Genomic DNA, 20,817 nt, shown 5'->3' with positions numbered 1-20,817 from the left:
CAAAACGGAGCGGCGGACCTTCGGGTCCGCCGCTTCCCTTTTCTGAGCTCTCGCCAAGGCAGACCGGCCATGCGCCGCTCCCTCTCGTCGATCTCGGTCCTCGCGGGTTTCGTCGGCAGCTTAGGGGCCGCCTCCGCCATGACGCCCCCTGTACCTCCGAAGGAGCCGGTCATGGGCGTGTCGTGTCACATCCGCTCCGACTCGTCCTCCCGCCTCCTTCGCCTCCAAGCCGTTGCGCGATCCGACTCGGATCTCCAGGGCCGGTACCGGCTCTTCGTCCTCAAACGAAGCGAGACCGGAACCAGCCAGAACATCCAGAGCGGTGACTTCTCGCTCGCCTCCGGCACCGAGACGACCCTCTCAAGCCTCGCCTTGGATGGCTCCGCGCGCGGTCACTACGAAGCCAAGCTGATTCTCGAATGGGATCAAGGAAGCACGTCATGCCAATCTCCATGACCCTGACTTCAAAGACTGTTCGCGCCTACCTCGCGTTGGCCGTTCTGTTCGCATTGCCACCGTCTGCCGCTGAGGCTGAATCGGCTTACATCTCGCAGATGGCGAGCGGCACTGCAGTGCCGGTTCAAGCTGCTGCGACTCTGCTCAACGTCCCTGCGCCGACCATCACGCGTCCTCACGCGGCCTATACTGCTCCGCAGACACCGGAAGCGGCAGCCATGCGCGGAACGGGGCAAAACCTCGCGCAGACGCTGCAGGTCGGAACCAACAATCAAGCGCTGCACGTGCAGGCTGGTATTAACAATGACTCTACGGTCGGAATGATCGGAAGTCAGAATCGAGCCGGCGTGTTGCAAGCTGGTGACAATCTTCGCTCGAACCTCGTGCTACTGGGCACCCAAGGCTTAAATGTCGGTGTAATCCAGCCTCAGGGTTCTGCTCCGGTTAATATGTTGATCGCACGGCTTCCAAATGGAGGTCTATTGATCAAGCGTTAAGGAGCGGCGCGCTAAATACCATAATTCAGTATTGGAGTTGGGGAATGAGATTTTCGGCTTTAGCCCTTGTCGGCTTCCTCGGCGGCCTCATCGGCGCCACCTCTGCCTCGGCTACTGAGCAGGTCTATCGACCGGTCAGCCCCACCTTCGGTGGCAACCCATTGAACGGGACCTTTCTTCTCTCGACCGCGCAGGCTCAAGGGCTTGGCGCCAAGTCTGGCCAGAACTCCCCCGATCTCTCGGGCCTCAATGCTGCTCTAAGTAAGCTCGGCGACTCGACGAGCGTTGCAACACCAACAATCATCATCGGCGGAACTGCCATTCCAAGTAACCCCTGAGCCGACGCGGATAGATCAAAAATACAAGAAGAGCTTTGGGGGCTCAGAATGATGATGGTGATTGCGCGCACAGCTGCAGTGTTAATCTGCGCCTGTAGCCTGGCCGGATGCATCGCCGCAACGGGGACGATCGCTGACCCTGTGGCGCAGCCTGCCACGCTCGTGCCGGAAACGAAGTCGGGCGTGGTCCTCGACAAGCTGCCTCCGCCGGTCCAGGCGCTCGACGTCGCTGTCTACAGCTTCCCGGACCTGACCGGCCAAAACAAGCCGAACGACAATTTTGCAGAATTTTCTCGCGCAACGACCCAGGGCGGTGCGGCTATTCTGACGGACGTCCTGGTCAAGGCTGGTGGCGGACGCTGGTTCAATGTCGTTGAGCGCAACGAACTCGCCTCGCTCTTGCAGGAGAGGCAAATTATCCAAAACACTCGGACCGCAGTCCAAGGCGAAAAAGCGGCCGGCTTGCCGCCGCTGCGGTTTGCAGGAATTGCTCTTCAAGGCGGTATTATTGGCTACGATTCCAACGAAACCACAGGCGGAATCGGCGCAAACTATCTCGGAATAGGCGGCAACACTCAATATCGCCAAGACATCGTTACTGTTGCGCTGCGCGCAGTCAGCGTACAGACCGGACGCGTTCTTGCCTCGGTAACGACTACCAAAACGATTTACTCAGTTCTGGTCAACGGCACTGTGTTCAAATTTGCGGCGGTCGACCAGCTTCTCCAAGCTGAGGCTGGCTTCACCAAGAACTCTCCGACGACGCTTGCCGTGCGGGAAGGAATGCAACTCGCGGTCTACTCTCTGATTTTCGAAGGCGCACGAAATAAGCTCTGGAAGTTCCGTGACGTTGTCGCGGGAGAGGCCTACCTACGTGCGCTCGATGAGCAGCGGCGCGCCGTTGACTTCACAGTCACCCCGGCGCCGGTGCCCGAGGCTGTCTCCCAAGCCCCAGACACTGTCTCCAGCAAAGGTTGACCTGCCTCATCTCAGCGTGTGGCAGGGCGAACCTGCTGTGTGGCGGTGTAACACGCAGGCGAAGACGCATTCTGCCCGTTGCAGGTCGCCGGCGCCGTCGGGCCCTGAACCGGAGCATTCTTCGCCTCCCCCTCGGGAATCGGACGTGCCGGAGCCGAACGACGATCCGGAACTTGGCTGATCCGGGCCTCTGATGCCGGATCGAAGGCGGATGTTGCGCGCTTTGGATGGTGCTGCCGGGCATGCCGCGCGTCGGCAGCCGGGGTAATCGAGGGCCACGACAGTACGAGAAGAATTATGGCGGGGCGTAGCACGATAAGTCCTTTCGATACTGATCAATATAGGCGTCTACCGAAAAACTCCTCAGAATAAAACCTTTTATTTAAGTCGATGCACAAGTGGCGGGCCTGATTGATGTTTTCATTCATCCCTAATACACGCATTTCAAATACAGCTGGCGTATCCTGGCGCATTCTGGTTGGCGCTCTTTTGATTCCCGCTTTCTGCTCGGTTGTGGCCGCGCAACCTCATGCCCAGGCGAGCACCGCCGATCGAGGTGCGATACGGGAAGTCCTGGCCGAGCAGTTTCGCGACGGCACCACGATACCCCTCGTACTTAAGACCCTGCATCGCGCGTCCCAAAACCGTCCATCCGATGGACTCGCTACCGACAAGATCGAGATGCAGAGGTTGGCGCGGGACGCCGCCATGGCGCATGCGCTGCCCGTCGACTACTTCCTGCGGTTGATCAAGCAAGAAAGCGGGTTTAACCATCGCGCCGTCAGCCGTGCAGGTGCCCAGGGCGTTGCCCAATTTATGCCAGCCACCGCCGCCTTGCGAGGACTCAAGGATCCGTTCGACCCAGTCGAGGCCCTCCCGAAATCGGCAGCCTTCCTAAGCGATCTCAGCAAGCAGTTCGGCAATATCGGACTGGCCGCAGCGGCCTACAATGCCGGTTCTCGACGCGTATCGAGTTGGCTTGCTGGCATCAGCACGTTGCCTCTTGAAACTCGTAGTTATGTCCTCGCCATCACCGGACGGACCGCCGAGGAATGGGCGCCGCCTGGAGCACATCTTCTCAAAACCAAAGTGCACTTCGCTAATAGCGCTGCCGCCGCCAAACAGGCTCAGACCATCAAGCTGAAGAATTGGGAACTGGAGTTGCTCGCGTCGCTGACGGGTTCAAAGCCCAAAGTCGTGACAGACGTGGTCCAACAGTCGGTAGTTGCAAGGCGATCGACCAAGGCGTCCTACCGATCGACCGCCGCCACTGCAGAGCTGAGTTTATGCCCTACTTGTTTATCGCAGAAGACCTACTGATAGGGTCGGAAAGCAAACATTGTACTTCCGTTTTTTAGATTTGCGGCCAAAAACGGATCGGCAGAATTCCATCCAAAGCAGTCGTTCGCTGCTCGACCGCAGTCGGGGATCGCTGCCATGTCAAAGTCCTCATGCTTGCCAGCGGAGGTCAGCCGGCTCAAGCGCTTAGCATGCGCCGCGGCAAAGATGCGGGTTGCCGAGAACGTTCAGACAAATTGGATTACTTCTCGGCAATCTTGGTGGGATGTAAGCCAAACTATCAGATGGTGCCCTCGCCAAAAGATTTCGTTTTTAGCCCTGAACAATGCCGGGCTGCACGCGCTGCATTAAAGTGGACCGTCTTGGATGCTTATCGTGCATCGACAGTCTCGAACAACATGCTCATAAAGTTTGAAGCTGGCGGCACGGTACGAGCTGATCGGGTCTCGCGGCTCAAAGCTTCCTTTGAGGCCCACGGTGTGATGTTTGCGCCTGATGGGCGACGTTTGTGATGGTAGAGCAAGAGAACGTTGCATCAAGTCGTGGTTCTTTCTGATGTAACAGCAGACATTTCACCCAAAATGCCACGAAGCTTGCCGACCGCCAGTTCAATCTGCGGTTCGGCAAGTGATGAAAATCCAAAGACAAGCATATCGTCCGGAGCCTGCGGATCATAGTTATAGGCTGCGCCACTCGACAAGGCATAAACCCCGACGCCCTGGTGGCGTGCTCTGGTTTGTATCTCGCGCGCGCTCGGGAAGGATGCCGGTAGTCGCCAGATGAGATGCAGGCCGCTTTCCTGACCTGATATATCCGGATCTGCAAAGTGTCTTCGTAAAGCTCCGACCAGACAGTCGCGGCGCGCCTTATAGAGTTGCCTGAGCTTGCGCAGATGACGGTCGAAGTGGCCCTCATCGATGAAGGCTGCCAAGGCCGCTTGTTCGAGCCAGGCTTGGCCATTGCTCATCCGGGCTTTGAGGATCCGGGCCTCGTCCCAGAATATGCTGGGGACCGTGGCGAAGCCGATACGCAGGCCAGCACCAACCGATTTCGAGAAGGTGCCGGCATAGAAGACACGCCGTCCGCCATCGAGCCCGGCAAGAGCCGTGAGCGGCGGACCATCGTAGCGAAAGTCGCTGTCGTAATCGTCTTCGATGATATAGCTGTCGGTCTCCTCGGCCCATCGAAGGAGTTCAAGACGTCGACCGAGCGGCATCATCGTCCCAGTTGGGAATTGATGGGACGGTGTGGTGTAGAGAAGACTGCCGCGAACGCGCGGCAATTGATCCGTCTGCAATCCATCATGATCGACCGGAATGGGATAGGTCGTCAGGTTGGTATTGGCAAAGATCAACTGTGCTCCGAGATAGCAGGGATTTTCGATGCAGAGCTGGCGCGTTTGCGACCGAAGAAGGTTGAACACGAGGTTCAGGGCATCCTGCCCTCCGGTTGTGACAATGATCTGATCTTCGGTAACGGAGACCGCCCGAGCGCGACGCAAATGCGTGCCAATGGCCAAACGCAGCTCGGGGAGACCGGCCGGATCGCAATAGTCGGTCAGATAGCTCGTCTCGCTGGACAGGAGCCGGTTTATGATCCGGCGCCAGAGCCGGAGCGGGAATCTCGCGGCGTCGGAGCGTCCCACCCAGAAGTCGAGTTCCGGCCGATCGCTGCCGCCGCCAGGAGAGCCTGCAAAGCACAGCAACGGCTCGCTGGAGGCCTCTGGGATCGGGCCGTTGGTTCGCGCCCGGCTTCCGCGCTGGATCAGCAGGAGGCTGTCCGGCGAAATCGGCTCGACGAACAGGCCGGCCGTCCCGCGTGACTTGACGTAGCCCTCTGCCGTCAAGCGCTCGTAGGCAAGCATCACCGTGTTGCGGGAGATCTGAAGACGCTCGGCCAGCAGTCGGCTCGACGGGAGCGCCATTCCTGCTCCGAGTTGGCCGTCCAGGATGATCTCCCGGATCTGATCGAAAATCTGGCCCTGTAGCGATTTCGCGGACGAGATATCCAGGGAGAGTGTCAGTTCCACGCTCGTCCATTCTCCAAGTGCATCATTGGACCTACCGGTATGAAATTTTGTATATAGCGCACTCTCCAAAGCATGGTCGGGCGTGTCGCTCCGTCACTACTGGATAGTGGGTTTGGAAGGACTTGGCACCATCGACGCGAAACGAATTGGCCCTTTCATCCGGCCAAGATTCGAATTCTTATAGTTCTCTGGTGCGACCGTGGGAGGAAGCACTGAGCCGGCCCGCCAAAAAGAGGCCTCAGGCTCGACTGGGAAGGAACCAACATGAACGAGTTCGTGAACCCTGAGGCTTTGCTCGAAAGCAAAACGGAGACTTTCTTCGGCGGCTGCCCGCACGATTGCCCCGACACCTGCTCGATGCTCTTCGAGGTGAAGGACGGCGAACTCCTCAGCGTGCGCGGAAATCCCGACCACCCGATGACCCGCGGCGGTCTCTGCGTGAAGCTCAAGGATTACGAGAAGCGCCACTATCACCCGGATCGGCTGCTCTACCCGATGAAGCGGGTCGGACCGAAGGGTTCGAAGCAGTTCGAGCGCATCACCTGGGACGAAGCCCTCGACACCATCGTCACGCGCTGGAAGAGCATCATCGACCAGTACGGCCCGCAGGCCATCGCCCCCTACAGCTACCTCGGCAACCAGGGCCTCGTGCACGGGCTGAACGGCGGCGACGCCTTCTTCAACCGCATGGGCGCCACCGTGACGGAGCGAACCTTCTGCGGCGAGGGCTCCTGCACCGCCTGGCTCCTCACGGTCGGCCCGACGGCAGGCCTCGACCCGGACAGCTATATCCACTCCAAGTACATCGTGATCTGGGCCTGCAACTCGGTCAGCACCAACCTGCACCACTGGGCCATCGTGAAGGATGCCCAGAAGAAGGGTGCCAAGGTGGTCGTCATCGACGCCTACGCCTCGCGCACCGCCAAGGGCGCCGATTGGCACATCGCGCCGAAGCCAGGGACCGACGGTGCGCTCGCCATGGCGCTGATCAACTCGATCATCGAGCAGGGCCTCGTCGATCAGGACTACGTCGACAACCACACTGTCGGCTTCGAGGAGCTGAAGGAGCGGGCCAGCACCCGCACGCCCGAGTGGGCCTCGGAGATCACCGGTGTGCCGGCCGAGGACATCCGCAAGCTCGCCCGTGAGCTCGCCACCGCGCAGCCTGCGGCGATCCGCATCGGCGTGGCGCTGGAGCGGCACTATGGAGGCGGCCAGACCATCCGGGCTGTCGCCAGCATTCCGGCACTGACGGGCGCCTGGCGCCATGTCGGCGGCGGCATCACGCAGTTCGGCGTCTGGGAGCATCCCTACAAGTTCGACGTCATCTGCCGTCCCGACCTGATCCCGGAGGGGACCCGCGTCGTCTCGAACCTGCAGATCGGCCGGGCGCTCACCGGCGAGATGCAGCTCGACCCACCCATCATGTCGATGATGTGCTGGAATTCGAACCCGGTCACGCAAGCGCCCGAAACGGACAAGATCGTCGAGGGGCTGATGCGCGAGGACCTGTTCATGGTCTCCGCCGAGCACTTCATCTCCGACACCGCCACCTACGCCGACATCCTGCTGCCGGCGACGATGGGCGCTGAGATGGAGGACATGATCCTGTCCTGGGGCCACCTCTACCTGACCTACAACACCAAGTGCGCCGAGGCCCCCGGCGAAGCGATCCCGAACAACGAGATCTTCCGGCGGCTCGCCGCCCGGCTCGGCTTCGAGGAAGAGAACTTCAAGTGGACCGACAGCGAGTGCCTCGAGCACTACGTGGACTGGAATGCGCCGGCCTGCGAGGGCATCGACCTCCAGTACATGCGCGAGCACGGCTTCGCCCGCCTCAAGGTCGGCACGCCGGACGACCGGGCCCCTCACAAGGAGGGTAATTTCCCGACCCCGACCGGCAAGTGCATGCTCAAGGTCGAGGGCGCCACGAACTTCGTCGCCCCGCCCTTCCGGCAGATGTACGAGGGTTTCCAGCCGGGCGAGGCGCTTGACCCGCTGCCAGACTACCTGGGTCCGCGAGAATCCCACACGAACGATCCTGAGCTGGCCAAGCGCTTCCCGCTCAACATTGTCTCGCCCAAGAGCCACTACTTCCTGAACTCCTGCTACGCGAACATGGAGGACAAGCAGAAGGGCCAGGGCGAGCAGTTCCTGATGATCAGCCAGCAAGACGCCGATGCCCGCGGCATCCTCAACGGCGACCGCGTCCGCGTCGGCAACGACCGAGGCGCCTTCAAGGGTGTGGCGCGTATCACCGACGACGTGAAGCCGGGTGTCGTCGTGGCGACGCTCGGTTACTGGCGCCAGCTGAACGACGGCACGGTCAACAGCATCTCGTCCGGTGCCTTCACGGATATGGGCCACGCCCCATCGTTCTCGGACAACCTCGTTGAGGTTTCCCGCGCGAACTGAGCCTCGCGCCGCATCCCACGTCCAGGCGCCCTTTTGCGGGGCGCCTGTTCTTTTTTGACGCGCCCGCACCGACAAGAAGCAAACGCGCGATCCCAAGACCGTCACGTTCGCGTCTTCACATGGTCGGAGACTTGTTCTCGATCAGCCCGTTTGAGATCGCGAGCCAGATCAAATCGGCATCCGATTGTATGTTGAGCTTGGCTTTTATGCTTGAGCTGTAATTCTGGATCGTCTTGGGGCTGAGCGAGAGTTCTTTTGCGATGCCATCGGTCGTCATGCCCGACGCAATGAGGCCGAGCACCTCGACCTCGCGCGGTCCAAGATCGTCGATCGGCGAGCGTCGACCCGACAGGTGCGCCGTCGCGATCTCGCGCGCGAGGTCCTCGCTGACCGCCTGGACGCCCCGGCACACGGATTCCATCGCCTTGATCAGCTCATTCGGGGGGCTGCTCTTGGTGACATATCCCACTGCTCCGGCCTCGAAGGCCTTGTGCGCGAACGGGACGCCCTGGTGCATCGTGAAGACCAGGATACGCGCCTCGCGGTCATAAGCCCGGATCTGCCTGATGCCTTCCAGGCCGCTCGCGCCGGGGAGGCTCAGGTCCATGATCACGATGTCCGGCGCCATCTGCCGGTAGACCCGGTAGGCTTCGTTCGCGCTCTCCGCCTCGGCGACGACGCGGTATCCGGGCTGCCGTTCCAGCAGCTTGCGGTAGCCTGCCCGGACGACCGGATGGTCATCCACGAGGAGGATCGAGGTGCGCCTCATGCCGTCATCCCCGCAGGCAGGGATAGCGGGATGGATGTGGCGACCCTCACCCCGCGGCGCCCCGCGGTCTCGACCGAGCCGATCGTCATGCTTCCGCCGAGCGCCGACAACCGCTCGCGGATGCCCAGAAGGCCGTGTCCGGTGCCTTCCCTGAGGCGGGCCGGATCACCGCCCCCGTCGTCCTCGACGATGAGGCGAACAGCGGATCTCGGGTCACGCTCGACGCGCAGCCGCACCTCGCTCGGCTTCCCATGCCGTGCCGCGTTCGTGAGGCATTCCTGGGCGATCCGGTAGAGGCTCACCGCGGCTTGCGCCGGGATCTCGGTCAAGCTTCCGATGATGTCCAGACGGAAGACGGGATGCCGAGGAGACGACCCCGTCTGCGCGACCGCCGTGCTCCTCGCATTCCACTGCGTGACGAGGTGATCGAGGCTTTGCTCGAGCCCTACTTCGTCGAGATCGGGCGGTCGCAGACGGGCGAGCGTCGAACGGAGTGTCCCCATCATCCGTTCCGTGATCCGGCCGATCTCGACGCCATCCTCCGCGATGTCGGGCCTATCATTCTGGGCTCCGGCCGCAACGGCGGCCGCGAGGGCTCCCGTCGCGGTCAGGCATTGTCCGAACTCGTCGTGGAGGTCCCGCGCGAGCGCCCGGCGTTCCTCCTCCTGGACCTCGAAGAGCCGGCGCGTCAGGCTCGTTCGCTGTGCTGTCGTCTCGGCGAGCCTCTCGGTGAGGTCGTTGACGGCCCTGGCGATCAACCCGAACTCGAACGCCTTGAAGGCTGGCAGACGGACGGAGTGGTCCCCCCGTTCGAGCTGGCGCAATCCGCGCACGATCGTTTCCGCGGGCTGTAGGGCGCGTCCGATGATGAGCGCGGACAGCATGCCGATCGCCGCCGCCAGCGACGCGGCGACGCCGATCACCACGCTGATCGCTCGCCAGGCCTGACGCGCCGCCACCCCGACATCGGCTTCGGCGACGACGGTGCCGGCATCCTTGCCGTTCATGGAGATCGACCGCGTCACCGGCTGAATCGGACCGAACACTCTCTGGAACAGAGTGTCGAACCAGGCTGGCGGTGCGGCTCCGATATTCGACCATCCGCCGCAGAGCCGGCGCGGTGCTTCGTCCGACCAGGTGAAGCTGACACAGTAACCCGGGCTGATGACCCGGATGGTGTCGGAGCCGCGCCAATCCGGAAAGGCGTATTTCGCGTCGCGGCCTGTGGAGCCGCGCCACATCGCTTCGCGCCAAGCCAGTTCCCGCGTCTGGCGCACGACACGATCCGCCGATGCCGCAGCTTCGTTCTCGATGCCCCGCGCGGCGTCGATCATCACCCAGGACGTGGCGCAGGTCAGGCAGAGGAGCACGACACCGAGCACCTGAAGGATCAGTCTCGTCAGAAGGCGCATCGCGGAAAAACTCGCCGAGAACTCCCCTCGATCCGATCAGCCTGCCGTGTCGGAAGGCAAGGACTTTGATGGATGGCGGGCGAAAATCGGGAGGAATTCCCAATACTCTGCGGGATTTCCGCTCTGTTCCCGCTCCGGTTTCTAAGGCCTTTCTGAGAGGCACGGATGCGCCGCTCAGCCGACCCACCGGACCGACGCCGCCGACAGCACGGAAGACGCCCCGCCGAACCGGCGTCGTACAATCAACCGGAGGAATGCTGATGAAAACCGCGTCCATGCTGGCGCTGGTCCTGGCTGCCGGGCTCGTCCCCGCACAGGCGAACGAAAGCGTCACGAAGGGCATCGCCAACCCGGCGGAGCAGGTTCTTCAGACCGTCGACTACGCCAATACCCGCTTTTCCAAGCTCGACCAGATCAACGCCTCGAACGTGAAGAACCTCCAGGTCGCCTGGAGCTTCTCGACCGGCGTTCTACGTGGCCACGAGGGCTCCCCTCTCGTGATCGGCAACATGATGTATCTGCACACGCCGTTCCCGAACATCGTCTATGCGCTCGACCTCAACGACAACGGTAAGATCGTCTGGAAGTATGAGCCGAAGCAGGCCCCGGCGGTCATCCCGGTGATGTGCTGCGACACGGTCAACCGCGGCCTCGCCTATGCCGACGGGACGATCTTCCTGCACCAGGCCGACACCACCCTCGTCGCCCTCGACGCGAAGACCGGAAAAGTGAACTGGTCGGTCAAGAACGGCGATCCGTCCAAGGGCGAGACCAACACCGCCACCGTTCTTCCGGTGAAGGACAAGGTCATCGTTGGCATCTCCGGCGCCGAGTACGGCATCCGCGGCCACGTCACTGCCTACGAGATCAAGACCGGCAAGAAGCTCTGGCGCGCCTACAGCGTCGGCCCCGACAAGGATCTTCTGGTCGATCCCGAGAAGACCACCGAGCTCGGAAAGCCGATCGGCAAGGATTCCTCGATCAAGACCTGGGAAGGCGACCAGTGGCAGACCGGTGGCGGGGCGACCTGGGGCTGGTACTCCTACGATCCCAAGCTCGACCTCTTCTACTACGGCTCCGCCAACCCCTCGACCTGGAACCCCAAGCAGCGTCCGGGCGACAACAAGTGGTCGATGACCATCTTCGCTCGTAATCCGGATACCGGAGTCGCCAAGTGGGTCTACCAGATGACCCCGCACGACGAGTGGGACTATGACGGCATCAACGAGATGATCCTCACGGATCAGAAGATCGACGGCAAGGAGCAGCCCCTCCTGACCCACTTCGACCGCAACGGCTTCGGCTACACGCTGAACCGTGAGTCAGGTGCCTTGCTCGTCGCCGAGAAGTTCGATCCGGCGGTGAATTGGGCCACCAAGGTCGATCTCAAGACCGGCCGTCCGCAGGTCGTGTCGAAGTATTCGACCGACCAGAATGGCGAAGATGTGAATTCGAAGGGGATCTGCCCCGCCGCTCTAGGCTCCAAGGACCAGCAGCCCGCCGCCTACTCCCCGAAGACGGGGCTGTTCTACGTGCCGACCAATCACGTCTGCATGGACTACGAGCCCTTCAAGGTCTCGTACACGCCGGGCCAGCCGTACGTTGGCGCCACCCTGTCGATGTACCCCGCGCCGAACTCCCATGGTGGCATGGGTAACTTCATCGCTTGGGATGGTGTGAACGGGAAGATCAAGTGGTCGATCCCCGAGCAGTTCTCGGTGTGGTCGGGTGCGCTCGCCACTGCTGGCGACGTGGTCTTCTACGGTACGCTCGAGGGCTACCTGAAGGCTGTCGACTCGAAGACGGGTAAGGAACTCTACAAGTTCAAGACGGCGTCGGGCATCATCGGCAACGTCATGACCTACGAGCACAAGGGCAAGCAGTTCGTCGCCGTCCTCTCGGGAGTCGGCGGCTGGGCCGGCATCGGCCTCGCGGCCGGCCTGACCGACCCGAATGCCGGTCTCGGCGCGGTCGGCGGCTACTCCGCGCTGTCCCAGTACACCAACCTCGGTGGCCAGCTGACAGTCTTCGGGCTGACGAACTGATCGAGATCCGCCTGCTGCCTCCTCCTGGCGGCGGCAGGCGGAAATCCAGCCCTCCGGGCTGTTTGCGACAAACTTGATCCGTCCTCTTCCACCCGTGACCTTCTTAAGAATTCGTCCCAGGTCATGGCGCACGTGAACGGATGCGGCGAGCTCCTTCGAGCTTGCCGCCCTTTTTTTGGACGAGCGGTAATTGAAGGCGTTGAGACTAGCTCCGGCTTCACCGCGACACAGCAGGAAGCGGCGACACTTTTATCATCGAGCTATCGCCGGTCGTCGAACGTCCGCTTGTCGAATTTGGCGCCCGAAAGCGGACTAACAGATTTCCACCCAATGCGGTCACCAGCTGTTCGCCAACACGTCTGCTTCCAAGTGGGTAATCGTCAATCAAGAACGACCGAATTGGTGCAGTGCGGGTGTTGCGACAACGCCTTCCATAACCAAGCTCGCTATGGTCTCACGTTCGCAACAATGCTCAGGCGTTGCTTTCCTTGAAACCCCGGTGTTCAAAGTTCTTTTCCAAATGGTGGGTAATTTGGTGCACAAATCAGAATAAAAGTGCGAACACTTATGTCATTGAAATCTAAAGAGAAGTTTCCACGCGAAGTCCATGGCATCCCGTATCTGGCGGTAGTCGAGAACATCGCGATTGTGCGTCCGCGGCCGCGCAACCCCGAAGTTCCTGTGTTTTTTGATGCTCATCGGCGGATCATAACCCTCCTCCACACGGCCACTTCGGTCGTCGAGCGACACCGCAATTCGAAGTCCAAATTCCTCGATCGGCGGCCTTAGAGCCCGTCCGGAAAGGCCACAGTCGGGTTGAGTGGCCGGGATGGGGGTAATTCTAGGAGGGTGCTGAAGCCTTATCTGGAAGCGTCATGTGGGCCCCGACCACCCGGCGGCATCATAGTCGCGTGGGCCTTCGCTACGAAACCTGTCAAACAGCGTTGAGCATTGACCCCGGATCGGCGTCCAAAATTGACCCCTCGGAAGCGTGTGGCGTGACGCTACTGATCAGCCCGGCGAAGCGGGTCGGGGTGGCGCGGCCGGGCTGATCAGGGGGCCAGGATACCCGCCGGCTCACGTGCCCTCAGGCGCGGTTCTTGAAGCGCCAGCTTTCGTTGCCGGTCTCGACGATCTCGCAGTGATGGGTGAGCCGGTCGAGCAACGCGGTGGTCATCTTGGCGTCGCCGGCGAATACGCTCGGCCATTCCCCGAAGGCGAGGTTGGTGGTGACGACGATGGAGGTGGTCTCGTAGAGCTTGCTGATCAGGTGGAACAGCAACTGGCCGCCCGACTGCGCGAAGGGCAGATAGCCAAGCTCGTCGAGCACTACGAAGTCGAGCCGGGCGAGATGGTCGGCGATCCGCCCCTGCCGGCCGGCACGCGCCTCGGCTTCGAGCCGGTTGACGAGGTCGACGACGTTGTAGAACCGGCCACGCACGCCATCCCGGATGCAGGCGCGGGCAATCGCGATGGCAAGGTGGGTCTTGCCGGTGCCGGCTCCACCGACCAGCACGACGTTGCGCTGATGGGCCAGGAACTCGCCGCCAGCGAGATCGCGCACTAGCCCTTCGGGATGAGGATGGATCTTGGCGTAGGCGATGACCTGGTCGAGCAGGAAGGCGTTCAGCTCGTCGTAGCTCTTCACCCGGATGCGCGGCGTGAAGAAGCGCTCGCGCACCAGCCCGACCTGATTCTCGACCTGTCCCTTCTCCCACCCCGAAGCCGGGGTGCAGGCGACCGGATCGACGAGGTAGTGGCTACACATCTGGAGGAAGCGACGATTGTAGGCCCGCTCGCGTCCGACAAAGATCGCCTCCACCGCGGTCTTCATGTTGTCGTAGATGCCGCGCTGACAGGTGCCGCGGAAGAAGGCGAACGCCCGGTCGTGGGCGTCGAACACCATCTCCTGGCTCTCGCGCGGATAGGCTCGCGCGAATGGCATGCGCGAGTGGCAGAGCCGGACATGGGCGACCTTGACCTTGGTGGTCACGCCGCCGATCAGCACGATCTCGTGGCTCCAGTCGAACTGGTAGGCCTCGCCCGGCGCGAAGACGAGCGGCACGAAGGCCGAGGCCGTTGCTGCTGAGCGCTCACGCTTCCAGGCCTTGGCGTAACGGCGCACCGCGTCGTACCCACCCTCGTAGCCGAGCCCGCGCAGCGCCTCGTAGTCCGGATCAGGGTCAGCCGTTCGCGGGGAGCCTTGCCGGCGTTGGTCGCCAGCATCCGGTCGAGGTCATCGCGCCACGGCCCGAGCTTGGGCAGGGGCTGCACCTCACGCTCGTAGGCGAAGGCGGTGGCTCCCGATCGGATGACCTTCCGCACCGTGTTGCGGGAGACGTGCAGGTCGCGGACGATGTCCTTGATCGCGCGGCCGCGGGTGAAGAACTCGCGCCGGATGCGTGCAATCGTGTCCACGCCCTTCATCCCCCACCACCCGTCCGGTCGTCCCAGAGGGCAGTCTGTGAGAACGAGGTTAGGGAGTCAGAATTGGACGCCGATCCCCCACCTCAAGGGGTCAAAGTTGCACGCCGAAACACACTTGGCAGCTTCAGGTTCCAATCTCATCGTTCGGGCTTTGGACGGCGCTGGGAAGGCTACCTGATGCACCGGATTGACGAGGATGGGTGTTCCCCATTCCTTTCGGGCCACCTGTAGGCGGTGCCTTAGGATGCCAAGCTCTCGACGTATGGTGTCCCTTGAGACCACCTTCAGGCGTTCCTCGCGATAGGAAGCCACCATGGCCGCTGTGACACGTGTGACAGGCACCTGAGCCATTGGATGCCCTGAGAGTAGCTTCAGGCGAGATAGCTCATATCGGGCACCACGCTTCCTCGGTGTTACAGACTCTCCGTATCGCTTCAGGAGAGCCGCCAGAGTCACCCCTTTGGATGACCGGCTGTGGACCGGGAGAAGCCCTCGCTCAATCCCTTGTTCCTGCTCTCGGCCCCAGGCAGATGCCTCGGATTTCGTTCGGAATGATTTCGATAAGGACGGGTAGCCTTCACGTCGGACTTGGACCTGCCAAGAGATTCCACGCTTACGAATGGTAGCCATGGGTCGCGCCTGTTTGCTGTGACAGCGGCGTGACAGACGGGTCTGTGAGGGACTGGAAGCTAGACCGGCGGTGCCGAAGTTACCTTTGAAAACAACAAGGTAATCTGGCGCACCCGACACGATTCGAACGTGTGACCTTTGCCTTCGGAGGGCAACGCTCTATCCAGCTGAGCTACGGGTGCAGACCGTAGGGCGTGAGTAGCCGAAGCGGTGGTCACGTGCAACGTCTGAGACGGGCCGTTCAAGGATCTCGCACTCTGAAGATCTCCCTTCAGGCAGGTCTTGCTGGTGGTTGATCGGGTCGCGGTAAGCGTCGAAGGTCGTACGCGAGTCGGCGAGGATCTGCGACATGACCCTGGACGCGGCAACGACACTCAACTCTCCCGAACATCAGGCGGCCCGCGATGGGCTGATCGACAGCGCCGCGGCGCTGGTCGGATCGAGCCAGGGGCCGGGGGACTTTGTGCGGGACCTGTTCGGGCGCGTGCCGCCAGAGGATCTGGCGCGCTACTCGGTCGAGGCACTCGGATCGCTCGCGGTGGCGGCGCATGCCCACCTCTCCGCGAGCCGGCAGCCGGGCTTGCCCGCCGATGCGCGGTTCGTTGACGTCACCGTCGAGCGCGATGGCCGGGCGCGCGATCTCACGGTGGTCGAGGTCGTCAACGGCAACCGCGCCTTCCTGCTCGATTCGACCCTGGCCGAGCTCAGCGGCCAAGGGTTGATGCCGCTTCTGGTCGCGCACCCGATCCTCGGCGTCGAGCGCGATGCGAGCGGCGCCCTCCAGAGGGTCGTCGGCGAGACTACGGCGGAAGCCCGTGGCGGCGGGGCGCGCGAGAGCTTCATCCATATCCATCTGGACAGGATCGACGATGCCGAGGCCCGGGCCCGGCTCGCGGAAGGGCTGGCACGCGTCTACGCAGACGTCGCGGTGGTCACCGACGACCAGGGTGCGATGCTCGGCTTGCTCGATACGCTTCTCGATGCCGAGGGGTATCGCGAGGCGATCCCGCACCTGCCCGAGAGCGAGACGCGCGAGGCCGCTGCCTTCCTGGCCTGGCTGCGCGACGGGCATTTCACGCCGATGGGCATGCGCTCCCACGTCATCGACGGGCAGCGTGCTCCAGAATTCGAAGGCCTGGCGCTGGGCCTGCTGCGCGATCCGTCGGTCGAGGTGCTCCGCCTCGGCCGCAGCTATGTCGACGTCACCCCGGAGATCGCCGCCTTCCTCGACGAGCCGCAAGCCCTCATCGTCACCAAGGCGAGCCGGCGTTCCCGGGTGCATCGCGCGGTGCATCTCGACTATATCGCGGTGAAGCTCTTCGCGGAGGGCGGCGCGCCGGCGGGTGAGCTGCGCATCGTCGGCCTGTTCGCGGCGAGCGCCTATAACAGCCCCGCCCGCGTCATCCCGTATCTGCGCCGAAAGGTGGCCGAGGTCGCCGCGCGTGCCGGCTTTGACCCGACGAGCCATGCCGGACGCACCCTGATCGACGTGCTGGAGACCTATCCGCGCGACGATCTCTTCCAGATCGACGTGGAGCGGCTGCAGCGCTTCGCCCTGGCGATTCTGAACCTGTCCGACAGGCCGCGCGTTCGCGTGCTGCTGCGGCCGGATCGTTTTGGCCGCTTCGCGTCGCTACTCGTGTACGTGCCGAAGGATCGCTACGACGCTGGCGTTCGTGCCCGCATCGGAGCCTATCTCGCGGGCGAGTTGGGCGGGCGCCTTTCGACCTCCTATCCAGGCTTCCCGGAGGGGTCGCTGGCCCGGATCCACTACATCGTGGGGTTCGACGAGAAGAGCACCGCGGAGCCGGAAGCGGCCGCACTAGAGGCCGGCGTTGCCGCGATCGTCCAGACCTGGGGCGACGGCCTGCGCGAGGCGCTGTCCGAGGCCCTGCCGGACCCGACGGCCCGCGCGCTCGCCGCGCGCTACGCGGAGGCCTTTTCGGCGAGCTACCGGGACAGTTTCGATCCCCGGGTCGCGATCTCCGACGTCGCGATCCTCGAACGCCTGTCGGAGGCTCATCCGCGCGCCGCCGATCTCGGCCGGCGCCAATCTGATCGTGCATCGCAGGTGCGGCTCAAGGTGTTTTCGCGGGGCGCGGCCCTGCCGCTGTCCGATCGTGTCCCGGCGCTGGAGAATCTCGGGTTCCGCGTCATCGACGAGCGCACCTACCGCCTGCTGTTGCCGGAGGGAGAGACCAGGGTCTGGCTGCACGACATGCTGCTGGAGCGCGCGAGTGGCGAGGCAATCGACCTCGACCGGCTCGAGAAGCCGCTGGAGGCGGCCCTGCTCGCTCTGTCGGAGCGCCGTGCCGAGTCGGACGGCTACAATCGTCTCGTCCTCGAAGCCGGGCTCGACTGGCGCGATGCCGCCCTGATGCGCGCGCTAGGCCGCTATCTGCGCCAGCTTCGCATTCGATACGGCCAGGATTATCTCGCCGCCACGCTGAGCCGGCACCCGGCCCTGACGACCCAGATCGTCGCCCTGTTCCGCGCCCGTTTCGACCCGGCGGCCGAAGGCGACCGCGAGGCGCGCCAGACCGGTGTTCGCGAAAACATCGAGACGGCGCTCTGCGACGTCACCAGTCTCGACGACGACCGCATTCTGCGCCGCTTCGTCAATCTGGTGGAGGCGGCGGTTCGGACGAACTTCTTCCAGACGGATGCCGAGCGGGCCTCGCGCGAGACCATCTCGTTCAAGTTCGCCTGTGCCAAGGTCTCGGGCATGCCGCTGCCGCGGCCACTCTTCGAGATCTTTGTCTACTCGCCGCGCGTCGAGGGGGTGCATCTGCGCTTCGGCTACGTGGCGCGCGGCGGCCTGCGCTGGTCGGACCGTCCGGAGGATTTCCGCACGGAGATCCTCGGCCTAGTGAAGGCGCAGCAGGTGAAGAACGCAGTGATCGTCCCGGTGGGTGCCAAGGGCGGGTTCTTCCCAAAACAGCTTCCGCCGGCTTCAGACCGTGGCGCGTGGCTCAGCGAGGGCACCGAGAGCTACAAGGTCTTCATTCAAACGCTGCTCGAACTCACCGACAACATCGTCAACGATGCCATCGTGCCACCGGCCGACACGGTGCGGCATGACGGCGACGACGCCTATCTCGTCGTGGCGGCCGACAAGGGCACGGCGACCTTCTCCGATATCGCCAACGGTCTTTCGCTGGAGCGTGGCCACTGGCTCGGCGACGCCTTCGCCTCGGGCGGCAGCCAGGGCTACGACCACAAGGCCATGGGCATCACGGCGCGCGGCGCCTGGGAGGCGGTGAAGCGCCACTTCCAGGAGATCGACGTCGACGTCCAGAAGGACCCGGTCTCCGTCGTCGGCGTCGGCGACATGTCGGGCGACGTCTTCGGCAACGGCATGCTGCTCTCGGAGAGCATCAAGCTCGTCGCCGCCTTCGACCACCGCGACATCTTCCTCGATCCGAACCCAGACTCGACGAGGAGCCATGCCGAGCGCAGGCGCATCTTCGCCCTCCCCCGCTCCTCCTGGGCCGACTACGACAGGTCGCTGATCTCCCCCGGCGGCGGCGTCTTCTCGCGCTCGCTCAAGAGCATTCCGCTCTCGCCCGAAATCCGTGCAGTGCTCGGCTTCGACCAGGCCGAAGCGGCGCCGACGGAGGTGATGCAGGCGATCCTGAAGGCGCCGGTCGATCTACTCTGGTTCGGTGGCATCGGCACCTATATCCGCGCTGAGACTGAGACCGACGAGGACGCGGGCGACCGCGCCAACGACGCGGTGCGCATCACTGGCTCGCAGCTGCGCGCGAAGGCGGTGGGCGAAGGTGCCAATCTCGGACTGACCCAGCGCGGGCGCATCGAGGCGTCGCGGGCCGGCGTCCGGCTCAATACCGATGCCATCGACAACTCGGCCGGCGTGAACACCTCCGACGTCGAGGTGAACATCAAGATCGCGCTGATGGCGCCCGAGCGCGATGGGCGGCTAACGCAAGAGGCGCGCAACGCGCTCCTCGTCACCATGACCGACGAGGTCGCGGGTCTCGTCCTGCGCAACAACCAGCTCCAGACCCTCGCCCTCTCCCTCGCCCTGCGGCGCGGTGCGGGCGAGACCGGCTTCTCGATGCGGGTGATGCAGGCCTTGGAGGCGGAGGGGCGCCTCGATCGTGGCGTCGAGTTCCTCCCCGACGACGGCACGCTCAACGAACGCCTGCGCCGTGGCGAGGGTCTGACCCGGCCAGAATACGCGGTGCTGCTCGCCTATGCCAAGCTCGCCCTGCACGATGCGATCCTCGACAGCGCGGTGCCCGACGACCCGTATTTCGACCGCGAGCTGCAGCGCTACTTCCCCACTGCACTTAAGGCGCAGTTCCCGGATGCCGTGAAGGGTCATCGCCTTCGTCGCGAGATCATCGCGACGGCGCTCGCCAACATCATCGTCAACCGCGGCGGCCCTGCCCTCGTCACGCGGCTGGTCGACGAGACCGGTGCCGACGCGGCCACTATCGCGAAGGCATACGCCATCACCCGCGACGCCTTCGGCCTGATGGAGCTCAATCTGGCCATCGACGGTCTCGCCGGCTCGATCTCCGGTCAGGACCAGCTCGGCCTCTACGCAGAGGTACAGGATCTGCTCGCCAACCGGATCACCTGGTTCATTCGAAATCTCGATCTCTCGGGCGGTCTCTCGCCAATCGTTGCGCGCTATCGCGAGGGGGTGAGCGCGGTGCAGGAGGCGTTGCCGCGCGTAGCCGATGCGCGCGCAGCCGAAGAGATCGAGGCACGACGGGCGGATCTTGTCGGACGGGGAATGGCCGAGGAGCCGGCGCGACGGCTCGCCTCGCTTAAGGCGCTGAATTCGGCTCCCGACATCGTTCGGGTCGCGGAGACCGATGGTCACTCGGTGCCCGAGATCGCCGCGATGCACTTCGCGATCGAGCACGCCTTCCGCCTCGACGAACTCGTCGCGGAGGCGCGCCAGGTGCCCGTCGCCGATACCTTCGACCGCGTCGCGCTCGAACGTGCCGTTGCCGGCATCTCCACGGCGCATCGCAACCTCACCGCGGAAGTAGTCGGCGATATCGGCTCGGGCCCCGAGGTTCTCGAAGCGTGGATTGCTGCTCGCGGTCCCGCGCTCACGCGGATCCGGTCCGCGATCGGCTCCATCTCCTCCTCGGGGCTCACGGTCTCCAAGGCTGTCGTGGCTTCGAGCCTGCTGGCGGACCTCGCCCGTCGCCCCTGAGGACCGATGAGCGGCAACACGCGTCCAAGGGCCAGCTGAAACTCCGTGAAATGGACGACGACCGCTTGCTAACCGACGTGTTTACATGTCTTGCGCCGAGCCGGGCGTCCAAATTTAGCTAGTCGAAAAATAGTGTCGGCAAAAATGAACTAGAGTGCCTAATAGTCTAAAAGTTACAGCCACCTTAGGCGCCGGTTGAAGCGTTGAACACCACGTCGACGTAGTAGTTTGCAGCTTGGTAGGTGCTTGTCGGGAACTGGCTGGCAGCTCCGTAGGCGTAGACACCGTTGCCGCCGGACGTGGCGCTCGAGGGTGCTGTGAGGGG

General features: G+C 63.2%; 12 protein-coding genes, 1 tRNA gene and 2 pseudogenes. 8 read left to right on the top strand and 7 right to left on the bottom strand.

All coding sequences use genetic code 11. From position 1 onward, the window contains the following. Positions 1–69: 69 nt before the first annotated feature. From csgH to HCU64_RS24715, 5 genes are all read left to right on the top strand, one after another. Positions 70–456, top strand: a complete 387-nt coding sequence (csgH, locus tag HCU64_RS24735; protein WP_233387113.1) for a curli-like amyloid fiber formation chaperone CsgH — start codon at positions 70–72, stop codon at positions 454–456. Beyond that, positions 441–953, top strand: coding sequence for a hypothetical protein (locus HCU64_RS24730; protein WP_233387111.1), 513 nt, complete (start codon positions 441–443; stop codon positions 951–953). The genes csgH and HCU64_RS24730 overlap by 16 nt, the downstream gene beginning before the upstream one ends. A 44-nt stretch (positions 954–997) precedes the next feature. Next, positions 998–1,291 (top strand): curli assembly protein CsgF, encoded by a 294-nt coding sequence (locus HCU64_RS24725; protein ID WP_233387109.1) that lies wholly within the window; start codon positions 998–1,000, stop codon positions 1,289–1,291. Between the two features lie 48 nt (positions 1,292–1,339). Further along, on the top strand, positions 1,340–2,269 hold the full coding sequence (locus HCU64_RS24720) for a CsgG/HfaB family protein (RefSeq protein ID WP_233387107.1): 930 nt from the start codon (positions 1,340–1,342) through the stop codon (positions 2,267–2,269). Between the two features lie 414 nt (positions 2,270–2,683). Then, positions 2,684–3,589, top strand: a complete 906-nt coding sequence (locus tag HCU64_RS24715; protein ID WP_233387106.1) for a lytic transglycosylase domain-containing protein — start codon at positions 2,684–2,686, stop codon at positions 3,587–3,589. 514 nt (positions 3,590–4,103) lie between these two features. Here HCU64_RS24715 and pdxR read toward each other — a convergent pair. Next, complete coding sequence (gene pdxR, locus HCU64_RS24710; protein ID WP_233387104.1) at positions 4,104–5,597, bottom strand: MocR-like pyridoxine biosynthesis transcription factor PdxR; 1,494 nt, start codon at positions 5,595–5,597, stop codon at positions 4,104–4,106. Positions 5,598–5,861: 264 nt separating this feature from the next. Here pdxR and HCU64_RS24705 point away from each other — a divergent pair, with 264 nt between their 5' ends. Further along, on the top strand, positions 5,862–8,012 hold the full coding sequence (locus tag HCU64_RS24705) for a molybdopterin-containing oxidoreductase family protein (protein WP_233387102.1): 2,151 nt from the start codon (positions 5,862–5,864) through the stop codon (positions 8,010–8,012). A gap of 115 nt (positions 8,013–8,127) precedes the next feature. On the opposite strand, the gene HCU64_RS24700 is transcribed toward HCU64_RS24705, so the two are convergent. Beyond that, positions 8,128–8,781 (bottom strand): response regulator, encoded by a 654-nt coding sequence (locus HCU64_RS24700; protein ID WP_233387100.1) that lies wholly within the window; start codon positions 8,779–8,781, stop codon positions 8,128–8,130. Further along, positions 8,778–10,193 carry a sensor histidine kinase gene (locus HCU64_RS24695; RefSeq protein ID WP_233387097.1) on the bottom strand — a complete coding sequence of 472 codons (1,416 nt, stop codon included), beginning with the start codon at positions 10,191–10,193 and terminating at the stop codon, positions 8,778–8,780. The genes HCU64_RS24700 and HCU64_RS24695 overlap by 4 nt, the downstream gene beginning before the upstream one ends. Positions 10,194–10,453: 260 nt before the next feature. On the opposite strand from HCU64_RS24695, the gene HCU64_RS24690 reads away from it, so the two are divergent. Beyond that, entirely contained in the window at positions 10,454–12,238 is a 1,785-nt protein-coding gene (locus HCU64_RS24690) for a methanol/ethanol family PQQ-dependent dehydrogenase (RefSeq protein ID WP_233387094.1), read from the top strand. Positions 12,239–13,325: 1,087 nt separating this feature from the next. Here HCU64_RS24690 and istB read toward each other — a convergent pair. The 3 genes and pseudogenes from istB to HCU64_RS24675 all read right to left on the bottom strand — a co-directional run. Next, a pseudogene (istB, locus tag HCU64_RS24685) lies at positions 13,326–13,820 on the bottom strand (IS21-like element helper ATPase IstB); the annotation flags it as partial. Continuing rightward, positions 13,802–14,665: pseudogene (gene istA, locus HCU64_RS24680) on the bottom strand (IS21 family transposase); the annotation flags it as partial. The pseudogenes istA and istB, both read right to left, overlap by 19 nt. A 735-nt stretch (positions 14,666–15,400) precedes the next feature. After that, positions 15,401–15,477: transfer RNA gene (locus HCU64_RS24675), tRNA-Arg, on the bottom strand. A 167-nt stretch (positions 15,478–15,644) separates the two neighbouring features. Here HCU64_RS24675 and HCU64_RS24670 point away from each other — a divergent pair. Then, positions 15,645–20,492, top strand: coding sequence for an NAD-glutamate dehydrogenase (locus HCU64_RS24670; RefSeq protein ID WP_233387092.1), 4,848 nt, complete (start codon positions 15,645–15,647; stop codon positions 20,490–20,492). Between the two features lie 184 nt (positions 20,493–20,676). On the opposite strand, the gene HCU64_RS25685 is transcribed toward HCU64_RS24670, so the two are convergent. Then, on the bottom strand, positions 20,677–20,817 hold a 141-nt coding region (locus HCU64_RS25685), incomplete at its 5' end, for a DUF4082 domain-containing protein (RefSeq protein ID WP_442786012.1).

The organism is Methylobacterium sp. C25 (genome assembly GCF_021352225.1).
GTDB lineage: Bacteria > Pseudomonadota > Alphaproteobacteria > Rhizobiales > Beijerinckiaceae > Methylobacterium.
The sequence above is the reverse complement of the archived record's forward strand: the minus strand, read 5'-3'. Positions and strand labels throughout refer to the sequence as shown.

Coding starts and splice junctions, on each gene's coding strand:
- csgH (WP_233387113.1), top strand. CDS start 70: ATGCGCCGCTCCCTCTCGTCGATCTCGGTCCTCGCGGGTTTCGTCGGC.
- HCU64_RS24730 (WP_233387111.1), top strand. CDS start 441: ATGCCAATCTCCATGACCCTGACTTCAAAGACTGTTCGCGCCTACCTC.
- HCU64_RS24725 (WP_233387109.1), top strand. CDS start 998: ATGAGATTTTCGGCTTTAGCCCTTGTCGGCTTCCTCGGCGGCCTCATC.
- HCU64_RS24720 (WP_233387107.1), top strand. CDS start 1,340: ATGATGATGGTGATTGCGCGCACAGCTGCAGTGTTAATCTGCGCCTGT.
- HCU64_RS24715 (WP_233387106.1), top strand. CDS start 2,684: ATGTTTTCATTCATCCCTAATACACGCATTTCAAATACAGCTGGCGTA.
- HCU64_RS24705 (WP_233387102.1), top strand. CDS start 5,862: ATGAACGAGTTCGTGAACCCTGAGGCTTTGCTCGAAAGCAAAACGGAG.
- HCU64_RS24700 (WP_233387100.1), bottom strand. CDS start 8,781: ATGAGGCGCACCTCGATCCTCCTCGTGGATGACCATCCGGTCGTCCGG.
- HCU64_RS24695 (WP_233387097.1), bottom strand. CDS start 10,193: ATGCGCCTTCTGACGAGACTGATCCTTCAGGTGCTCGGTGTCGTGCTC.
- HCU64_RS24690 (WP_233387094.1), top strand. CDS start 10,454: ATGAAAACCGCGTCCATGCTGGCGCTGGTCCTGGCTGCCGGGCTCGTC.
- HCU64_RS24670 (WP_233387092.1), top strand. CDS start 15,645: ATGACCCTGGACGCGGCAACGACACTCAACTCTCCCGAACATCAGGCG.